Here is a 19,132-nt window from a genome sequence, read left to right as displayed (position 1 = left end):
TCCCTCAGGCCGCGCACGTCCGCGGCTTCGGATCGATGATATCCGCGTGCACGGTGCCCCCGTGGTCGTGGCCGTCGGCATCGACCGTGACGGCCATCACACGCAGGCCAAGCCGTTCGAACAAGGCCTGGTCGTCGGCAACGTCCGGGTTGCCGGTGGTCAGCAGTTTCTCGCCGTGGAAGATCGAGTTGGCGCCCGCGCTGAAGCACAGCGCCTGCAGTTCGTCGGACATCTGCTCGCGCCCCGCCGACAGCCGCACCATCGACTTCGGCATCAGGATGCGGGCGACCGCGATCGTGCGCACGAACTCGAAGGGATCGAGTTCGGCGGTGCCATGCAGCGGCGTGCCCTCGACCTGCACCAGGCGGTTGATCGGCACCGAGTCCGGATGTGCCGGCATCGTCGCCAGGGTCTGCAGGAAGCCGGCGCGCTGGCGGCGGGTCTCGCCCATGCCGACGATGCCGCCGCAGCAGGTCTTGAGGCCGGCGTCGCGAACGTGCTCCAGGGTGTCGAAGCGGTCCTGCAGTTCGCGGGTGTGGATGATCTGCCCGTAGTGCTCGGGATCGGTGTCGATGTTGTGGTTGTAGTAGTCCAGGCCGGCGTCCTTGAGCGCCTGTGCCTGCGGCGCGGTGAGCATGCCCAGCGTGGCGCAGGTCTCCAGTCCCAGCGACTTCACGCCGGCGATCATGGCGGCGACCTTCGGAATGTCGCGGTCCTTCGGCGAACGCCAGGCGGCGCCCATGCAGAAGCGCGAGGCACCGGCGGCCTTGGCCTGGCGGGCCTTCTCCAGCACCGCCTCGGTCTCCATCAGCTTCTGCGCGTCGACGCCGGTGTCGTAGCGCTGGGCCTGCGGGCAGTAGGCGCAGTCCTCGGGGCAGCCGCCGGTCTTCACCGACAGCAGGGTGCTGACCTGGACTTCGGCCGGGTCGAAGTTCTGCCGGTGCACGCCGGCGGCGCGGAACAGCAGCTCCGGGAAGGGCAGCTCGAACAGGGCCTCGACCTCGCTGCGGGTCCAGTCGTGGCGCGGCGTGGCGGCGTCGCTGGCGCGGAATTCGCTGACGGCGGGCATGGCGGGATCCTGAGGGCGGCTGCGTGGCTGGTCGGGCAGTCTGTTGACCATGTCCGGGCCTGTCAACCTGGCGCATGGACCCGCGGTTGACGGCTGGCTCGCACGGATCGGCCGCGGGCTGTGGCCGCCACGCTGCCTGGTCTGCGGCGAGCCGGCCCCCGGGCCGCTGGACCTGTGCCCGGCCTGCGAGGCGGAACTGCCCTGGATGCCGCCGGCGTGCCTGTCCTGTGCGATGCCGCTGTTGGCGCGCGCGCTGCGGTCGCCGGAGCCGGATCCATGGCCCGCGGTCGTGGCCGGCTCCGGCGCAGATCCCGCACCGCTGCCCCGCCTCTGCAGCGCCTGCCAGCACGCGCCTCCGCCACTGTCGGAAACCCGCGCCGCCTTCCTCTACGGCTTTCCGCTCGACCGGCTGCTGCCCCGGCTCAAGTTCCACCGCGACCTGGCCGCCGGGCGCCTGCTCGCGCAGGCCATGGCGGCCAGCCTCTCCGGCTGCCCGCGCCCCTGCGCCCTCGTACCGGTGCCCCTGCACCGTGCGCGCATGAGCGGGCGCGGCTACAACCAGGCGCTCGAGCTGGCCCGCCCGCTGGGTCGACTGCTGGGCGTGCCGGTGAGGCCCGGACTGCTGCGCCGCATCCGCCATACCGCGCCACAGTCGCGCCTGGACGCGGACGCCCGCGCCGGGAACCTGCGCGATGCCTTCGAGGTGCCGTCCCGCGTCGCGGTTCCGGCCCATGTCACCCTGGTCGACGACGTCATGACCACCGGAGCCACCCTCGACGCCGCCGCGGACGCGCTGCTGGATGCCGGCGCCGAACGCGTGGACGCCTGGGTCTGCGCACGCGCAGCGCGGTGAGCGGGCCGCTAGCCCTGCGCCAGGGCGTAGTGGGCGGCGATGCCCGCGAACACCACCATCCCCACCCAGTGATTGTCGAGGAAGGCTCGGAAACAGGGGCCGCGCTCGCGACGGCGGCAGATCCAGAACTGGCGCACCACCAGGACAAGCGCCACGCCCAGCCCGGCCCAGTACCAGGTGCCCAGCCCGGCCTGCCGTCCGACCAGGCCCAGGCCCAGGAACACCAGCGTGTACAGCACGCCCTGCGCCACCAGGTCCATGTCGCCGAACAGGATGGCGGTGGACTTCGAGCCCACGCGCAGGTCGTCGTCGCGGTCGACCATGGCGTACCAGGTGTCGTAGGCGGTGGACCACAGTATGTTGGCCGCGTACAGCACCCAGGCCACCGGCGGCACCTCGCCCTGTACCGCGGCGAAGGCCATGGGAATGCCCCAGCCGAAGGACATGCCGAGGTAGACCTGCGGCAGGTGCGTGTAGCGCTTCAGGTAGGGATAGGTCGCCGCCAGGAACACGCCGACGAAGCTCATCAGCACGGTGAGCCGGTCGAGCGTGAGGACGAGGGCGAAGGCGGCCAGCATCAGCACCGCGAACAGCAGCAGCGCCTCGCGCCCGGACACCGCGCCGGTGGCCAGCGGGCGCTCGCGGGTGCGCTTGACGTGCGGGTCCAGCCAGCGGTCGGCGTAATCGTTGATCACGCAGCCGGCGGCGCGGGTGAGCCAGACGCCGGCGCTGAAGACGAACAGGATCCAGAGCGGCGGCACGCCTCCGGCGGCGATCCACAGGGCCCACCAGGTCGGCCACAGCAGGAGCAGCCAGCCGATCGGCCGGTCGGCGCGCATCAGCTTCCAGTAGAGGCCGGCGCGCTCGCGCCAGGCGGGCTCGACGGGCGGCCGCGCCGCGAAACGTTCGTAGGACATGGCGGCATGGTAACGCCGCCCCACCGGAGTACCATCGGCCGGACAGCGAGGGGAGGGGACCGTCATGGCACCGCATTTCGGCATCCAGCGCAGCTGGTGGATCTTCCTGATGTTCGGGATCCTGGCCATCGTGTTCGGGGTGGCGACCCTGTTCCGGCCCGACCTGTCGGTGATGGCGATGGTGCTCGCCTTCGGCGTGCTGGCCGTGGCCGACGGCATCGTCAGCCTGCTCAGCGCGGTGCGCCGCGACCTGGCGCTGCCGCGCTGGCTGCTCGTCCTGTACGCGCTCGCGTCGCTGGGCTTCGGCGCGCTCGCCCTGCTGCGGCCGGCCGAGATGGCCACCGCCATGCTCTGGCTGCTCGCGGCCTGGCTGCTGGTCGCCGGGGTGGCCCGCATCGTGTTCGCCATCCAGGTGCGCAAGCTGGTGCGGGGCGAGTGGCTGCTGGCGCTCAGCGGCGTGCTGGCGATCGCCCTGGGCGTGCTGTTCTTCGCCCGGCCGGACCTCGGCCTGATGACGATGGCGGTGTGGATCGCGATCGGCGCGCTGCTCTACGGCGTGCTGCAGGTCGCGGTGGCGCTGCGCATGCGCCGGTTCTCGCAGGTGATGTAGCGGGCCGTCCCGGGATCATGGACAATGTCCGGCCACGCGCCTGTAGCTCAGCCGGATAGAGTAGTGGCTTCCGAAGCCATTGGTCGGGGGTTCGAATCCCTCCAGGCGCGCCATTCGATTCAAGGACTTGCGGCGGCAGCGCTCTCCGCCTGCGGCTGGTTGGCCCGCCGGCCCGACACACGCGGGATTCTTTCGGGACGACTCCTGTTCGTCCTCTCCTTGCCGCCGGGCACAAGCTTCCACGACGCGATCAGCGCCTGAGGCGCGTGCCGGTGGCTGGAAGCAGCTCGCGCCCCCGACTGGCCCGGAAGAGACCCGGTCACATCCACCTCGCTCGTTCGTTACTGAGGCAACACTCTGCCGATGAGCGACGATGAACGAGACAGCTCCCGCGATGACCCCGGTCGGACACGCCGATTTTTTCGCCGCCCAGCCGCGCCGCGCACCCTTGCGATCCAACCGGAGAACGATGGTTGGATTCGGCGCCCCGCCGCCCGCGGGGTCCGATCCTGCCCCGCGCCCAGACGATGCTTCGGCGCGCTTCCTATGTTCTATAATCCGGCGCAGCTGTGGCCGCCCGCCACGCACGCCAATGGTGTTCCGTGCGCAACTACGACCTCGACTTCCTCAAGCGCTTCTCGCTGGTGATCGGCTTCCTGACCGTGGTGACCCTCGGGCTCATCGCGCTGTCCTGGTTCGTGCACAGGGCGCTGCCCACGGAGGTCGATCCGTCGGCCGCCAGACGCGTGGCCGAGCGCATCGCGCCGGTGGGCGCGGTCTATGCGGGCGACACGGGCGCCGCCGCCCAGGCCGCAGCCGCCGCGGCCGCCGCGGCATCGGCCGCGTCCCAGGTCGCCTACGGCGGCACGCTCGACGGCTCGGTGATCTACGGCAACCTCTGCGCCGGCTGCCACACCGCCGGCGTGGCCGGCGCCCCGAAGCTCGAGCGCGCGGCCTGGACCGCGCGCCTGGCGCAGGGCGCCGACACGCTGCACCGGCATGCGATCGATGGCTATACCGGCTCCACCGGCTTCATGCCGGCCAAGGGCGGCAACCCCGCGCTCAGCGACGAGCAGGTGATCGCCACGGTGGACTGGATGGTCGAAAACCTCCAGTAAGCTGGCGATCCGCCCGGCCCGCAGACGCCGCCCACCGGGCGGCGTCTTCGTTTTCGCCCTCCGCCCGCACCCGAGGCCACGATGAACCGCTCCGCATCCTTCCCGTCCGTCCGATTTCCGCTGCCGGCACTCGCCGTCGCCGCGGCCCTGGCGCTGGCCGGCTGTGCGGCGTTCCCGGAGCGCGGGGTCGCCCCACCGCCATCCACGGTGGAGCTCGCGGCGCCGCCGGCCGACTGGAGCGCGTATGCCGGGAAGCGCGTGCGGATCACCGCGCCGCTGGTGGTGTCGGGGAACCATCGCCTCGAGCGCGACGGCAGCGTGGTGGTGGCGTTTGGAAGTCGCCCGCAGGCGCCGACCGAAGCCGCGCGGCCGGGTGCCGACGCGGCCGCGGTCGCCGCCGGCAACCACGCGCGCAGCCTCGCCCTGGTGCTTCCGGACCAGGCCGCCCCGAACCCGCGGACCTGGCGCGCCGGCGGCGTGCTCGAAGCGGCGGAGGGCGACCTGGAGCTCGGCGAACACGGGCCGCGCCTGCTGCTGCGCGACGTGGAAACCCTGCAGCCGGCCCAGCGCCCGGCCGCACCGACGGTGTCCGGCGAAGTCCGGCTGGCCGCGCTCAACCTGCAGAACCTGTTCAACGGCGATGGCCGGGGTGGCGGCTTCCCGACCGCGCGCGGCGCCCGCACTCCGGAGGAGTACGCCGCGCAGCTCGCGCGCCTGGTGGCCACGCTGTCCTCGCTCGACGCCGACGTGGTCGCCGTCCTGGAACTGGAGAACGACGGCTATGGCCCGCGCTCCAGCATCGCGCAGCTGGTGGCGGCGCTCGATCCCGAGGGCCTGCGCTGGCGCTTCGTCGACGCCGGCCGCGGGCCGGGCGACAACCCGATCCGGGTCGGCCTGCTCTACCGCGCCGACCGCGTCACGCCCCTGGGCGCGCCGGCCATGCTCGAGACAGGCCCTTTCGGCCCGCTCAGTCGCGTCCCGCTGGCCCAGGCCTTCCGCGCCGGCAACGGCCCGGCCTTCGTGGTGGTGGCCAACCACTTCAAGTCCAAGGGCTGCCGTGACGCGACCGGGCCCGACCTCGACCAGGGCGACGGCCAGGCCTGCTTCAACGCCACCCGACGCACCTCGAGCCATGCCTTGCGCGAGTGGCTGGCCGGCGATCCGACCCGCAGCGGCAGCGACCTGGTCGCGGTGCTTGGCGACCTCAACGCGTACGCCATGGAGGACCCGGTGCGCGGCTTCATCGACGCCGGCTGGCGCGATGCCCTGGCCGGAGTCGACGGCGGTCGACCCTACACCTACGTCTACGACGCCCAGGCCGGCCGCCTCGACCACGTGCTGCTGAGCCCGGCCCTGGGCGGCCGGCTGCAGGACGCGGGCATCTGGCACAGCAACGCCGATGAAGCCCCGAACGTCGTCGATCAACCCGGCAACGACGGCCAACCGGCCACCGGCCCGTGGCGCGCGTCCGACCACGACCCGGTCATCGTCGGCCTCCGCCTGCGCACTCCGCTGTAAGGCCGGGGGTGCCCCGCAGGTGCACCGATTATCATGAGCGCCATGACCAGCCGCCCCCCCCTTCCCCGACGCTTCCGGCACGCTCGAGCTGCCCGGCCCCGCCGGCCGGCTGGAAGTCGCCGTCGACCTGCCGGGGGGCGAGGTCGCCCGCGTCCCCGTGGTCGCCGTCGTCTGCCACCCGCTGCCCACCGAGGGCGGCACCATGCACAACAAGGTCGTGACCATGGCCGCGCGCGCGCTGCGCGAGCTGGGCGTGGCCACGGTGCGCTTCAACTTCCGCGGCACCGGCGCCTCCGAGGGCGAATTCGACTCGGGCGACGGCGAGCGCGGCGACCTGCGGGCCGTCGCCGAATGGGTGCGCGGCACGCGGCCCGATGACCAGCTCTGGCTGGCCGGTTTCAGCTTCGGCGCCTGGGTCAGCCTGGCGATGGCGGCCGAGCTGCAGCCTTCCCTGCTCATTTCGATCGCACCGCCGGCCGGCCGCGGCTGGGACTTCGACGCGATCACCGCTCCGACCATGCCCTGGCTGGTCGTGCAGGGGGACGCCGACGAGATCGTCGACCCGCAGGCGGTCTATCACTGGCTCGACGGACTCAAGGCAGAGCCGGAACTGGTGCGCATGCCCGACACCAGCCACTTCTTCCACCGCAAGCTCATCGACCTGCGCGGCGCGATCAAGAGCGGCGTGCGGCGCCACCTGCCCGCCGCCCATGGCTGAAGCCACGGACGCAGCGCGTCCGTCGCAGGCCTACCGCGAGGGCGTGGCGCGAGGGGACTGGAGCGACGACCCGGCCCAGCATGCGCCGCTGGCGGCGCTCGACCGCGTGCACGATGCCCTGCTCGCGGCCCCGCCGCGCCGCGGCTGGCTTGCGCGCAGCTTCGGCGGCAGCAGCGGCATGGACGCTCCCCAGGGCCTCTACCTCTGGGGCGGCGTCGGCCGCGGCAAGACCTTCATGGTCGACCTGTTCTACGCCGGGCTGCCGCTGCCGGTGGCGAAGCCGGAGGCAAAGGGCGGCGACGGCAACGGCAAGCGGCGCACCCACTTCCACCGCTTCATGCGCGTGGTCCACGAGCGCCTGCGCGCGCATGCCGGCGAGCGCGATCCGCTGGCCGCGATCGTGGCCGAGTGGCGGCGTTCGCTGCGCCTGCTGGTGCTCGACGAGTTCTTCGTCAGCGATATCGGCGATGCGATGCTGCTGGCGCGGCTGCTGGAGCGCATGTTCGCCGAAGGCATCGTGCTGGTGACCACGTCCAACATCCAGCCCTCGGGGCTTTACGCCGACGGCCTGCAACGCGCGCGCTTCCTGCCGGCGATCTCGCTGCTGGAACGGCACTGCCAGGTGCTGGAGATCATCAGCGACACCGACTACCGGCTGCGCGAGCTGACCCGGTCGCCGGTGTACCGCGCGCCGCTGGACGCCGGGTCGGACGCCTGGCTGGAGGCGCGCTGGCATGCGCTGGGCGGCGGTGACGCCCACCGCGACGGCAGCATCGAGCTCGAGGGCCGGCGCATCGCGACCCGCGCGCGCTGCCCGGGCATGGTCTGGTTCGATTTCGCGGCGCTGTGCGAAGGCCCGCGCGGGTCGTCGGATTACATCGAGATCGCCACCGAGTTCCACACCGTGCTGCTGGGCGGCATCCCGGTGATGGACGCGTTGCGCGACGACGCCGCGCGCCGCTTCGTCACCTTCATCGACGAGGCCTACGACCGCAACGTCAAGCTGGTCTGCACGGCCGAGGCGCCGGCGCACGGGCTGTACACCGGCGAGCGGCTGGTGGGCGCCTTCGAGCGCACCGCATCCCGGCTGATCGAGATGCAGTCGAAGGACTACCTCGCCCGCCACCACCTCTGACGCCGCCTCCCGCAGCTCCCTGCGGGAGTGCGCGCGGGGTAAGCTCGGCCGATCGTCCCGGGGAGAGCCGATCCATGCCCAGCGTCGCCGCACGCACCAGCGTCCTGTCCATCGCCCTTGCCCTCGCGGCGCTGGCGCCAGCCGCGCTGCACGCACAGGACGCCCAGCGCCCTGAGGTCGCCGCAGCGGGCGCGGCCTTGCAGGACAAGGTCCTGGCCTGGCGCCGCGACATCCACCGGCATCCCGAGCTCGGCAACCGCGAGACCCGGACCGCCGCCCTGGTCGCCGACCACCTGCGGGCGCTGGGACTGGAGCCGAAGACCGGGATCGCCACCACCGGCGTGACGGCCGTGCTGAAGGGCGGGAAGCCGGGTCCGCGCATCGCGCTGCGCGCCGACATGGACGCGCTGCCGGTGACCGAGGCCACCGGGCTGCCCTTCGCCTCGAAGGCCACCAGCACCTTCCGCGGCGAGACCGTGGGCGTGATGCACGCCTGCGGCCACGACGCCCACACCAGCATCCTCATGGGCGTGGCCGAGGCGCTGGTGAAGATGCGCGACGAGCTGCCGGGCGAAGTGCTCTTCATCTTCCAGCCGGCCGAAGAAGGCCCGCCGGACGGCGAGGAGGGCGGCGCCGAGGTGATGCTGGCGCAGGGCGTCTTCGACGACTTCCGGCCCGAGGCGGTGTTCGGCCTGCACGTGTTCTCGACCCTCAACGCCGGCCGGATCGGCGTGCGGAGCGGGCCCACGATGGCGGCCTCGGACCGTTTCAACATCGTGGTCAAGGGCCGGCAGACGCACGGCTCGCGGCCCTGGGGCGGGGTCGACCCGATCGTGGCCGCGGCCGATGTCATCGGCACCGCGCAGACCGTGGTCAGCCGCCGCCAGGACATCTCCCGGCTGCCGGTGGTGCTGAGCTTCGGCGCGATCAAGGGCGGCGTGCGCTTCAACATCATCCCCGACCAGGTCGAACTGGTCGGCACCATCCGCACCTTCGACGAAGGCATGCGCGAGGCGGTGTTCGCCGACCTGAAGAACGTCGCCGAGAAGGTCGCCGCCGCGCACGGCGCCACCGTGGTGGCGAACGTGCCCGACACCGTGGGAACGCCGGTCACCGCCAACGACCCGGCGCTGACCGCACGCATGCGTCCGAGCCTGCAGAAGGTGGTGGGCGAGGGCGGGCTCATCGACATGCCGCTGACGATGGGCGCCGAGGACTTCTCGTATTACGCGCGCGAGGTGCCGGGGCTGTTCTTCTTCGTTGGTGCCACGCCCGCGGGCCAGGATCCGGCGAAGGCGCCGAGCAACCACTCGCCGGAGTTCTTCCTCGACGAGTCCGCCCTCGACGTCGGCCTGCGGGCGATGCTGCAGCTGTCCCTGGACTACCTGCACGGCGCCGCGCCCTGAGCCCCCGCGGGCAATGTGTGTGGCGCGGGTGGAGGGGGTAGCGCGGTGTGGAGGGGCGATAATGCCGGCATGACCAGCGAACTCCCCCTCGGCCGCGACGTCGCCTATCCGCGCGCCTACGATCCGGCGCTGCTGTTCCCGATCGCGCGCGACGCGGGCCGCGATGCACTCGGCATCGCCGGCGACGCGCTTCCCTTCACCGGCCACGACCGCTGGCACGCCTACGAACTGTCCTGGCTGGACCGCCGCGGCAAGCCGGTGGTCGCGACCGCGACCTTCACCGTGCCGGCCGATTCGCCGCGGCTGGTCGAGTCCAAGTCGCTCAAGCTCTACCTCAACTCACTGAATTCCGAGCGCTTCGCCGGCGTGGACGACGTCCGGGCCCGGATCGCGGCCGACCTGTCGGCGGCCGCCGGCGGCGCGGTCGCGGTCGTGTTCGGCCTGCCGCCGGTCGAAGGCGGCGACCGCCGCGGCGCCGAGCGCAATCCCTGCGTGACGCGGGAACTCGAGGGCGACGCCAGCCCTGCGCCCATCTCCATCGACGGACTCGACGTGGCCTGCGACGAATATGACGCACCCAACCCCTCGCTGCTGTCCGCGGACGCCCACGACCGGGCGCACGAACTGCTGCACTCGGACCTGCTCAAGTCCAACTGCCCGGTCACCGGCCAGCCCGACTGGGCCAGCGTGCGCATCGCCTACCGCGGCCCGCGCATCGACCGCGCAGGCCTGCTGCGCTACCTGGTGTCGTTCCGCGAGCACGCGGAGTTCCACGAGCAGTGCGTGGAGCGGATCTTCGTCGACCTGCTCGCGTGCTGCCGGCCGGAGGAGCTGTCGGTCGAGGCACGCTACACCCGTCGAGGCGGGCTCGACATCAACCCCTGGCGGGCCACGCCAGGGCTGGCCGCGCCGACCCCGGCGCGCGATCCCCGGCAGTAGTCCCGCCCGCGTCGGCGCCGGGCGAGCGCCCGCCGCCGCGATGCTCCCTTAACGGAGCCGGTGCTTTCCTGTGGCCGTCACGCGTCCCGCAGGAGGCCGGAATGACCAGACCCCAGAACCCCGACGACCCCGGCTCGCTCTCCCTCGAGCCCACCAAGGCATCCGTGGCCAAGGGCGGAAAGCCGGACTTCGGCAACGTCCGCAGCGGGGTCCGCAGCACCGAGGGTGCACCCGGACCCGGGTCCGACTTCGGCAACGTGCAGTCCTCGGTGACCTCGACCGAGGAGATCGCCGGCGCCAGCGAGTACACGGTGAAGCAGGGCGACACTCTCTCGCACATCGCCCAGGCCCACTACGGCAGGGCCAGCCAGTGGCGGCGCATCTTCGACGCCAACCGCGACCAGCTGGACGATCCCGACCGGATCCGGCCCGGCCAGGTCCTGAAGATCCCTGCCGCCCCCCGAGAAGACGACCGCACCAAGACCAGCCCCCACGGAGACAGGCCATGACGCGCAACGCCATCACTCCCGCATTGACCGCGGCGCTGCTGGGCACGCTCGCCCTCGCGGGTTGCAGGAAGGAAGAACCCGCACCGCCGCCGCCCGCCGCTGCTCCCGCTCCTGCTCCCGCGCCGGCGCCCCCGGCAGCGACGCCCGCGCCCGCGGTGACCGTGACCTCGGTGGACCTCGGCAACGCCGTCGATGCCGGCAACCGCGTCACCATGCCCAGCACCACGTTCGCCAGCACCGACACCATCCACGCCTCGGTGACCACGTCCTCGTCCGACCCCGCGCCGCAGACCGGCCGCCTCACCGCGCGCTGGACCTACGAGGACGGCCAGCTGGTGGACGAGACCAGCCGCGACTTCGCCTTCACCGGCACGGGTACCACGGCCTTCCAGGTCAGCAAGCCGGACGGCTGGCCCACCGGCAGGTACCGGGTGGAGATCCTCCACGACGGCGAGGTGGTGCAGACCCGCGATTTCGAAGTGCGCTGACCCGCGCGGCATGTCCGAAGGCGCGGTCCCGTCCGGGGCCGCGCCTTTGCGTGTCCATGGTCCCGACACGGCTTCCGCCTTTGCCCGCGCCGGCGCGAAGCGCGACAATGGCGGTCCACATCCGCCGCGCGCCACGGCGCCGCGGCACCCCTGGAGGAACCCGATGGCAGACTTCACCCCGGCCGTGCCCGCTGGCGGCAGCCCGATCACCAAGACCGCGCAGGGACTCAGCGTCCCCGACCGCCCGATCATCCCCTTCATCGAGGGCGATGGCACCGGTCCCGACATCTGGCGCGCCAGCGTGCGCGTGCTCGACGCCGCGGTCGAGAAGGCCTATGGCGGCAAGCGCAAGCTGGAGTGGATGGAAGTCCTGGCCGGCGAGAAGGCCTTCAACCAGACCGGCGAATGGCTGCCGGAATCCACCGTCCAGGCCTGTCGCGACTACCTGGTGAGCATCAAGGGCCCGCTGACCACGCCGGTCGGGGGCGGCATCCGCTCGCTCAACGTCGCCCTGCGCCAGATGCTCGACCTCTACGTCTGCCTGCGCCCGGTGCGCTGGTTCGAGGGCGTGCCCTCGCCGGTGAAGAAGCCCGGCGACGTCGACATGGTGATCTTCCGCGAGAACACCGAGGACATCTACGCCGGCATCGAGTTCGAGCCGGGCTCGGCCGACGCGCAGAAGGTGCTCGACTTCCTGCAGAAGGAGTTCCCGAAGGGCTTCGACAAGATCCGCTTCGGCACCGCCGAAAAGGCGAAGGGCTGGAACGACCAGCTGTCCGCCGTCGGCCAGCCGGCCACCGATGCCACCGTCAACGTCGGCATCGGCATCAAGCCGGTCAGCTGGCAGGGCACCGAGCGCCTGGTGAAGTCGGCGATCGAGTACGCGATCGCCAACCGCCGCAAGTCGGTGACCCTGGTGCACAAGGGCAACATCATGAAGTTCACCGAAGGCGCGTTCCGCGACTTCGGCTACAGGGTCGCGCGCGAGCAGTTCGGCGCGGTCGAGCTCGATGGCGGCCCATGGCACGTCATCCCCGAGGGCAGGCCCGGCGCCGGCATCATCATCAAGGACGCGATCGCCGACGCCTTCCTGCAGCAGATCCTGCTGCGTCCGCGCGAGTACGACGTCTCGGCCACGCTCAACCTCAACGGCGACTACCTGTCCGACGCCCTGGCCGCGCAGGTCGGCGGCATCGGCATCGCGCCGGGCGCCAACATCAACTACGTCACCGGCCACGCCGTGTTCGAGGCCACGCACGGCACGGCGCCGAAGTACGCGGGCCAGGACAAGGTGAACCCGGGTTCGGTGATCCTGTCGGGCGAGATGATGCTGCGCTACATGGGCTGGACCGAGGCCGCCGACGCCATCATCAAGGCGATGGACGGCGCGATCGGCAGCAAGCGCGTCACCTACGACTTCGCCCGCCTGATGGACGGCGCGACCGAGGTGAAGTGCAGCGAGTTCGCGGACGGCATCATCAAGCACCTCTGATCCCGCCGCGGCTCCGGCCGTTCGACCGCAGTGACCGCAATGCCCGCGATGCGAATCGCGGGCATTGTCGTTTTCCGCCTTCCACTCGGCATCCCTTCATCCGGCCACCACCCGCGCCATGAATACTCGGGCGATGCCCGGCCTGTCGGACGATCCGCTTGTCGCGCGCGCGGCCGCGCTGGTGCTGGATGCGTTCGAGGACTACGAGGCGCGCTTCGGAGACCTGACGCGGCGCGCACGGCGACGGTTCGTGCGCCGCGACTGGGTGGGGGCGCAGCGCGACGCGGTGGCGCGCATCGACCTGGCCGACGCCTTCCTGGGCGAGGCGCTGGGGCGCTTCGAGGCGCTGGCCGGCGAGCGGATGCGGTCGCGGTCGTTCTGGGCGGCGGTGCGCGATGCCTACGGTGCCCTCACCGGGGGGCGGCCCGATGCCGCGCTGGCGCGGACGCTGTTCAATTCGATGTCGCGGCGGTTCTTCCTCACCGAGGGCGTCGCTCCGTCGCTGGAATTCCACGACCCGGGCGAGGGCGCGGCGGGCGATCCGGAGTGCCCGGGCGAACTGCGACCGCTGCCTGACGGAGCCGAGGCCTTCACCCGCTGGCGAGCCGCGCTGGGCGCGCGCGGGTTCGCGCATCGCGACCTGGACGCCGATGCGCGCGCCATCGCCGAGGCGATCGCCGCCCGGGTCGGCGGCCGCGACCCGGGCGTCGGCCTGCTCGACACGGTCTTCTACCGCGAGCGCCGCGCCTACCTGGTCGGGCGCATCGACGCCGCCGACGGACCGCGACCGCTGGTGGTCGCGCTGGTGAACGACGCCGACGGCGTGCGCGCCGACGCGCTGCTGACCGAGCACGCGCAGGTATCGATGCTGTTCGGCCATGCCCGCAGCTGGTTCCACGCCGACCTGCGGCGCGTGGGCGACGCGGTCGCCTTCCTGAAGGCGCTGCTGCCGGCCAAGCCGGTGTCGGAGCTGTACTCGGTGCTCGGCCGCGGCAAGCAGGGCAAGACCGAGCGCTACCGCGAGATCCAGCGCCACTTCGCCACCCATCCGGAAGAACGCCTGGTGCGCGCGGACGGCGTGCGCGGCATGGTGATGGCGGTGTTCACCCCGCGCGCGCTGCCGGTGGTGTTCAAGGTCATCCGCGACCGTTTCGCCGAGCCCAAGGACAGCGTGCGCGCCGACATCGAGGCCAAGTACCGGCTGGTCGCACGCCGCGACCGCGTCGGCCGGCTGGTGGAGGCGCAGGAATTCCGCCGCCTGCGCTTCCCGCGCGCGGCCTTCGCGCCGGACATGCTCGACGAGCTGCTGGGCGAGTGCGCCGAGACCGTCTCCGCCGAGCGCGACATGGTCCTCGTCCGCCACTGCTACGTCGAGCGTCGGCTGCGGCCGCTGGACCTGTACGCGCGCGAGATGCCGGAGGCACCGGCGCGGCACGCGGTGATCGACTATGGGCAGGCGGTCACCGACCTCGCGCGCAGCGGCATCTTTCCCGGCGACCTGCTGCTGAAGAACTTCGGCGTGTCGCGCAACGGGCGCGCGCTGTTCTACGACTTCGACGAACTGTGCCTGCTCGAGGAGGTGAACTTCCGCGAGGTGCCCGAAGCGCATGGGGAGGACGAAACGCGACCACTGCAGGACTGGCTGTACGCGCACCCCGCAGACGTCTTCCCGGAGCTGTTCACGCACTTCCTCGGCCTGTCGCCGGCGCTGCGACAGGCGCTGCTGGACGCGCATCCGGGAGTCTTCCAGGCGCGATGGTGGCGCGGCATCCAGGCCCGCCTGCGCAACGACGGGTACCTGGACGTTCCACCCTATCCCGAGTCGGCGCGCCTGGGCGCGCCGGGCCTCAGCGGAACAGCGAGAGCGCGGTCGCGCACAGCGTGACCACGCCGCGGCCGAAGCCCGCGACCGCGACCGCGGGCCGGGTTTCGCCAGGCTGTCCGGCCTGCGCGGAGGGCGCGGCCAAAGGCCGAAGCTCCGCCGGGCCGACGTCGGTGCCGGTCGCGGCGGGTGCTCCGGTCCCGGGCGCGTGGGTCCCGGGCGCGCCGGCCAGCTCGCGAAGCAGGCGTGGCTCGGTCACGTAGCCATGCAGCGTGAGGAGATCATGGAAGATACGCATGGTTCCACTCCGTTGTCTTGAGTGGAATCGAAAATATTCCCGATTCTCGGTCGTGAAAAGCGAGCATACTGCAAGCCAGTCTTGAATCAGATTCAAACCCAATGGCATCCCGCGCGCCCCTCCACGCCCTTCCCGGCTTCGTCGCCGCGGCCCGCCACGGCAATCTTTCGCGGGCCGCCGAATCACTGCACCTCACCGTCAGCGCACTCAGCCACCAGATGCGCGCGCTGGAGGAGCGGATGGGATATCCGTTGCTGGTGCGCGGCGCGCGCGGCGTGCAGCCGACCGCCGAGGGCCGCCAGCTGCTGGACCGCATCGCCCCCCACCTGGACGCCATCACCGAGGCGCTGCAGCCGTTCGCGGCCCGCCGCGACAACGTGCTGACCATCAGCGCCACGCCGTCGATGGCGTCGGCCTGGCTGGTGCCGCGGCTGGGTGCGTTCCTGGCCGGGCATCCGGCGCTGGAGATCAACCTGCAGTCGGACCAGCGCCTGGTCGACTTCGGCGCGCACGACGCGGCCGACGTCGCGCTGCGCATCGGCCGTGGCCACTGGCCCGGCGTCACCGCCGAGCACCTGTTCGACGAATGGCTGGTGCCGATGGCCAGTCCGGCGCTGGTGGACCGGATGCGCGCGCAGGGCGACCCGCCGCTGGCGCAGTGGCCGCTGCTTGGCGATCCCGACGGCGAATGGCTGCGCTGGTTCGAGCTCGCGGGCATGGCGCCCCCGGCGCAGTACGTGGCGGTGTTCGACGAGTCGGAATCGCACCACCGTGCCGCGCTCGCCGGCGTGGGCGTGGCGCTCGGTCGGATCACGCGGGCGCGCCTGCTGCTCGATGCCGGCCAACTGGTGACCCTGTCACCCCGGCGGCTCAAGGCGGGATACGCGCACTACCTGGTGCACCCGCCGCGCAGCGAGGGCCTGCACAGCTTCGTCGCCTTCCGCGACTGGCTTCGTGAGCAGGCGGCCGAGCACGTGGCCCACGTCGCGGCCACCGGTCGCACGGACGACGCGGCCTGAACGGTTTGCCGTTAGGCTGACGGCCCCGCCAACAGGAAACGCCGCCATGACCCGATGCCTGCCGCTCGCCCTGTTCCCGCTGCTGCTCTGCGCCTGCGGCGCCGCACCCGCCGGCGGCGGCGCCGATTCCGCGGCGGCGGCGGCGGCCGGAGCACAGTCCGCCCCCGCGTCCGCCACCGCCGCGGACACTCCCGACCCGTCGCTCGACCAGGTCCTGGCCGGTGCCTGGCGCACGCCGGAGAACATGGCCCGGGACCCGTACCGCCATCCGCGCGAGACGCTCGCCTTCTTCGGCATCGCGCCCGGCCGGACCGTGGTCGAGATCACCCCCGGTGGCGGCTGGTATGCCGAAATACTGGTGCCGTGGCTGGGCGCCGGCTACGTCGCCGCGATCGTCGATCCGCAGGCGCTGCCCGAGGGCCGCCGCGACTACTACGCGCGCTCGAAGGCGACGCTGGAAACGCTGTTCGCCTCGTCGCCGGAGCGTTACGGCCAGGCCCGCGTGGTCGCCTACGACCCTGCGGCGCCGGTGTTCGGTCCGCCCGGCTCGGCCGACGCCGTGCTCACCTTCCGCAACGTCCACAACTGGCGCTCGTCGGGACAGGCCGAGGGCATGTTCAAGGGCTTCTTCGACGTGCTGAAGCCCGGCGGCGTGCTGGGCGTGGTCGAGCACCGGGCCGCCGCCGCGGTGGCCGACGACGACGGGAGCGGCTACGTGGGCCAGGACCAGGTGATCGCGCTGGCCACCGCCGCCGGCTTCCGCCTGGACGAAGCCAGCGAGATCAACGCCAACCCGCGCGACACCCGCGACCACCCCAACGGCGTCTGGACGCTGCCTCCCACCAACCGCCACGACGAGGCGGACCGTGCGAAGTACCAGGCGATCGGCGAAAGCGACCGGATGACCCTGCGCTTCGTCAAACCCTGAGTGCTGGTCGCGTTCAACAAACCGCACGGCGTGCTCTGCCAGTTCACCGACCGGAGCACGCCTCCTCGGGCCACGCTGGCGGGTTTCGGCCTGCCGCCGGGCGTGTATCCGGCCGGCAGGCTCGACCACGACAGCGAAGGCCTGCTGCTGCTGACCGATGACGGCGCGCTCGCGCACCGCATCACCGATCCGCGGCACAAGCTGGCCAAGACCTACCTGGTGCAGGTGGAGGGCGAACCTTCGGACGAGCAGCTGGCGCGGTTGCGCACCGGCGTCGACCTGCGCGATGGACGGACGCGCCCGGCGCAGGCCCGCATGCTCGACGCACCGCCGCCGCTGTGGCCGCGCGAGCCGCCCGTACGCGTTCGCAGGACTGTGCCCGATGCCTGGCTCGAACTCGTGATCCGCGAAGGCCGCAACCGCCAGGTGCGGCGGATGACCGCCGCGGTCGGCCTGCCGACCCTGCGCCTGGTGCGGATCGGGATCGGCGCCGCCGGGCTCGGAACGCTGGCACCGGGGCAGTGGTGCCCACTCGCACACGGCGCGCCGTTCTCCTGAACGGCCCCGCCACGATGCGCGCCGGAGCGCGGAAGGCGGAAGGCGGACCCGGTCCTGTCCCTGGCCTTTCTGTTACCTTCACCGGGCTGACCCAAGTCATGTACCGACGCGGAACAACGCCATGAAGGCAGGCAACATCCGGGGCAGGGTGCTCGTCGTCGACGACCAGCCGGCCAATCTGCGCGTGGTCAGCGCGCTGCTCGAGCGCGAAGGTTTCGAGGTGGCCGTCGCGGGCGATGGCGAAGCCGCCCTGGCGGCCCTGGACGCCATGCCACCGGACCTGATGCTGCTGGACATGATGATGCCGGGCATGGACGGCTTCGGGGTGATGGAGGAGATCCGCCTGCGCCTGCTGCCGCGGGTTCCGGTGGTCTTCCTCACCGCGGCCCAGGAACGCAGCCTGCTGCTGCGCGCCTTCGAGGCCGGCGCGGTCGACTACGTGGTCAAGCCCTTCATTCCCGAGGAACTGCTGGCGCGGGTGAACGCCCATGTCGGCCTGAAGCTCGCCCGCGACCGCCTGGAGCAGGTCGCACGCGAACGCCAGGAGCTGGTCAACCTGGTCGCCCACGACCTCAAGAACCCGCTGACCAGCGTGGTCTTCGCCAGCGACATCCTGGCCTCGGGCACGCTGCGCGAGGAGCGGGTGCCCCGCTACCTGCAGGTGATCCGCGAGAGCGCGGAAGATGGACTGGGCTATATCCGCCGCTACCTTGAAACGCAGGCCAACGCCCGCGGCGCCGCCAGCGCGCGCGATGCGCGGGTCGCGCTGGCCGACGTGGTGGAATGGATCGTGGGACGCTACGGCCTCCAGTTCGAGGACAGCGGTTGCAGGCTGCGCGTGGGTGCGATCGGAGCTGCCGTGGTGGCGATGGACAGCCGGGTGCTGCGGCAGGTGGCGGGCAACCTGATCAGCAACGCGATGAAGTACGCTCCGGGAAGCGACGTGGACATCTACGCGCTAGCCGGCCTGCCGGGCTACTGGCAGCTCTGGGTGGCCGATCGCGGTCCGGGCGTTCCACACGACCGCCAGCACCAGCTGTTCACACCCTTCAGCCGGATCGCCGAGACCAGCCCGGCGCAGGCCGGCGCGTCGAGCGGCCTCGGCCTGTCGCTGGCGAAGCAGATCGTCAGCAACGCCGGTGGCCAGCTCTGGTACGAGGACCGCGAGGGCGGCGGCGCCTGCTTCGTCGTCGAACTTCCGGAAGCCCCCGCGCAGGCCCAGCCGGCTCAGTGATCGGCGCCGACTCCGAGGTCGGCGGCGTGCGGGTCGACATCGACGCTGTCGAGGGCGTCCCTGATCCGCTGGGAACGGCCTTCCATCGCGGCCTCTTCGGCCTTTTTGCGACGGTAGCGCACGACCGCGTACACCGCGACGCCGATGCCGATCGCGGCCGCGGTCAGCGCCACCGGGTGGCGCCGCGCCGTCCTGCCTGCGGCGCGCATGCCGGTGCGCGCCGCACCGAGGGCCACGCCGGCCTGCAGCCATTTCCCGGCGTCGCCCCGCTGCACGCCCTGCAGCCACCTGCCCGCCTCGCCGGAGACGTCATGGAGCCACCTGCCGGCCCCGTCCGGCGCGTGGCGCAGACCGTCGCCCACGCGGTGGGCGAAGTCCATGGCCCGGTCGGGGAAGGCATCGCGGATGTCGCTGCGCTTGCGCATGGGGGAAGTCCTCGCTGAGCTGGTGCCGGCGCCCCGGCCGACGATGGAAGGGTCGGGGGCAGTGTGGGGCGCGCAT

The 19,132-nt window shown here is 72.0% G+C and carries 20 protein-coding genes and 1 tRNA gene; 17 read left to right on the top strand and 4 right to left on the bottom strand.

What is annotated here, in order from left to right; genetic code table 11:
• Positions 1-4: 4 nt before the first annotated feature.
• Positions 5-1,069, bottom strand: a complete 1,065-nt coding sequence (bioB, locus tag FPZ22_RS07630; protein ID WP_144891851.1) for a biotin synthase BioB — start codon at positions 1,067-1,069, stop codon at positions 5-7.
• Positions 1,070-1,118: 49 nt separating this feature from the next.
• On the opposite strand from bioB, the gene FPZ22_RS07625 reads away from it, so the two are divergent.
• Positions 1,119-1,922 (top strand): ComFC family protein, encoded by an 804-nt coding sequence (locus tag FPZ22_RS07625; protein ID WP_144891849.1) that lies wholly within the window; start codon positions 1,119-1,121, stop codon positions 1,920-1,922.
• An 8-nt stretch (positions 1,923-1,930) separates the two neighbouring features.
• Here the strand turns inward: FPZ22_RS07625 and ubiA are convergent, their stop codons facing one another.
• Entirely contained in the window at positions 1,931-2,839 is a 909-nt protein-coding gene (gene ubiA / locus FPZ22_RS07620) for a 4-hydroxybenzoate octaprenyltransferase (RefSeq protein WP_144891847.1), read from the bottom strand.
• A gap of 64 nt (positions 2,840-2,903) precedes the next feature.
• Here ubiA and FPZ22_RS07615 point away from each other — a divergent pair, with 64 nt between their 5' ends.
• The 12 genes from FPZ22_RS07615 to aceK all read left to right on the top strand — a co-directional run bounded on the left by FPZ22_RS07615 (position 2,904) and on the right by aceK (position 14,657).
• Positions 2,904-3,449, top strand: coding sequence for an HdeD family acid-resistance protein (locus tag FPZ22_RS07615; RefSeq protein WP_144891845.1), 546 nt, complete (start codon positions 2,904-2,906; stop codon positions 3,447-3,449).
• Positions 3,450-3,485: 36 nt separating this feature from the next.
• Positions 3,486-3,562 (top strand) — tRNA-Arg (locus FPZ22_RS07610).
• A gap of 489 nt (positions 3,563-4,051) precedes the next feature.
• Complete coding sequence (locus FPZ22_RS07605) at positions 4,052-4,567, top strand: c-type cytochrome (protein WP_144891843.1); 516 nt, start codon at positions 4,052-4,054, stop codon at positions 4,565-4,567.
• A gap of 81 nt (positions 4,568-4,648) precedes the next feature.
• Positions 4,649-6,085 carry an ExeM/NucH family extracellular endonuclease gene (locus tag FPZ22_RS07600; protein WP_144891841.1) on the top strand — a complete coding sequence of 479 codons (1,437 nt, stop codon included), beginning with the start codon at positions 4,649-4,651 and terminating at the stop codon, positions 6,083-6,085.
• An 88-nt stretch (positions 6,086-6,173) separates the two neighbouring features.
• A complete protein-coding gene (locus FPZ22_RS07595; protein WP_144891839.1) occupies positions 6,174-6,803 on the top strand; it encodes an alpha/beta hydrolase in 630 nt (209 codons plus the stop codon).
• Positions 6,796-7,938, top strand: a complete 1,143-nt coding sequence (gene zapE, locus FPZ22_RS07590; RefSeq protein WP_144891837.1) for a cell division protein ZapE — start codon at positions 6,796-6,798, stop codon at positions 7,936-7,938. Before FPZ22_RS07595 ends, zapE begins: the two co-directional genes overlap by 8 nt.
• A 74-nt stretch (positions 7,939-8,012) precedes the next feature.
• Positions 8,013-9,344: a M20 family metallopeptidase gene (locus FPZ22_RS07585; protein ID WP_144891835.1), complete on the top strand. Its 1,332-nt coding sequence runs from the start codon at positions 8,013-8,015 to the stop codon at positions 9,342-9,344.
• 69 nt (positions 9,345-9,413) lie between these two features.
• Positions 9,414-10,283: an NADPH-dependent 7-cyano-7-deazaguanine reductase QueF gene (gene queF, locus FPZ22_RS07580; protein WP_144891832.1), complete on the top strand. Its 870-nt coding sequence runs from the start codon at positions 9,414-9,416 to the stop codon at positions 10,281-10,283.
• Between the two features lie 101 nt (positions 10,284-10,384).
• The gene (locus FPZ22_RS07575; protein ID WP_144891830.1) at positions 10,385-10,792 is read left to right on the top strand and encodes a LysM peptidoglycan-binding domain-containing protein; all 408 of its coding nucleotides are present in this window, start codon (positions 10,385-10,387) and stop codon (positions 10,790-10,792) included.
• Positions 10,789-11,280: a hypothetical protein gene (locus FPZ22_RS07570; RefSeq protein WP_144891828.1), complete on the top strand. Its 492-nt coding sequence runs from the start codon at positions 10,789-10,791 to the stop codon at positions 11,278-11,280. The genes FPZ22_RS07575 and FPZ22_RS07570 overlap by 4 nt, the downstream gene beginning before the upstream one ends.
• A gap of 163 nt (positions 11,281-11,443) precedes the next feature.
• Positions 11,444-12,772 carry an isocitrate dehydrogenase (NADP(+)) gene (icd, locus tag FPZ22_RS07565; RefSeq protein WP_144891826.1) on the top strand — a complete coding sequence of 443 codons (1,329 nt, stop codon included), beginning with the start codon at positions 11,444-11,446 and terminating at the stop codon, positions 12,770-12,772.
• 118 nt (positions 12,773-12,890) lie between these two features.
• Positions 12,891-14,657 carry a bifunctional isocitrate dehydrogenase kinase/phosphatase gene (aceK, locus tag FPZ22_RS07560; RefSeq protein ID WP_144891824.1) on the top strand — a complete coding sequence of 589 codons (1,767 nt, stop codon included), beginning with the start codon at positions 12,891-12,893 and terminating at the stop codon, positions 14,655-14,657.
• On the opposite strand, the gene FPZ22_RS07555 is transcribed toward aceK, so the two are convergent.
• Complete coding sequence (locus FPZ22_RS07555) at positions 14,620-14,892, bottom strand: hypothetical protein (RefSeq protein ID WP_144891822.1); 273 nt, start codon at positions 14,890-14,892, stop codon at positions 14,620-14,622. The two genes, aceK and FPZ22_RS07555, sit on opposite strands and share 38 nt — an antisense overlap.
• A 101-nt stretch (positions 14,893-14,993) precedes the next feature.
• Between FPZ22_RS07555 and FPZ22_RS07550 the strand changes: the two genes are divergently transcribed.
• The 4 genes from FPZ22_RS07550 (at position 14,994) to FPZ22_RS07535 (ending at position 18,631) form a co-directional block, all read left to right on the top strand.
• Positions 14,994-15,911 carry a LysR substrate-binding domain-containing protein gene (locus FPZ22_RS07550; RefSeq protein ID WP_144891820.1) on the top strand — a complete coding sequence of 306 codons (918 nt, stop codon included), beginning with the start codon at positions 14,994-14,996 and terminating at the stop codon, positions 15,909-15,911.
• A gap of 46 nt (positions 15,912-15,957) precedes the next feature.
• Positions 15,958-16,839, top strand: a complete 882-nt coding sequence (locus FPZ22_RS07545) for a class I SAM-dependent methyltransferase (protein WP_246120667.1) — start codon at positions 15,958-15,960, stop codon at positions 16,837-16,839.
• Entirely contained in the window at positions 16,840-17,397 is a 558-nt protein-coding gene (locus FPZ22_RS07540; RefSeq protein WP_144891818.1) for a pseudouridine synthase, read from the top strand.
• Positions 17,398-17,518: 121 nt separating this feature from the next.
• Complete coding sequence (locus FPZ22_RS07535) at positions 17,519-18,631, top strand: hybrid sensor histidine kinase/response regulator (protein WP_144891816.1); 1,113 nt, start codon at positions 17,519-17,521, stop codon at positions 18,629-18,631.
• On the opposite strand, the gene FPZ22_RS07530 is transcribed toward FPZ22_RS07535, so the two are convergent.
• Positions 18,625-19,056 (bottom strand): hypothetical protein, encoded by a 432-nt coding sequence (locus FPZ22_RS07530; RefSeq protein WP_144891814.1) that lies wholly within the window; start codon positions 19,054-19,056, stop codon positions 18,625-18,627. The genes FPZ22_RS07535 and FPZ22_RS07530 overlap by 7 nt on opposite strands.
• Positions 19,057-19,132: the final 76 nt, after the last annotated feature.

Origin of the sequence: Luteimonas granuli (assembly GCF_007795095.1) — a bacterium.
Classification (GTDB): domain Bacteria; phylum Pseudomonadota; class Gammaproteobacteria; order Xanthomonadales; family Xanthomonadaceae; genus Luteimonas; species Luteimonas granuli.
The sequence above is the reverse complement of the archived record's forward strand: the minus strand, read 5'-3'. Positions and strand labels throughout refer to the sequence as shown.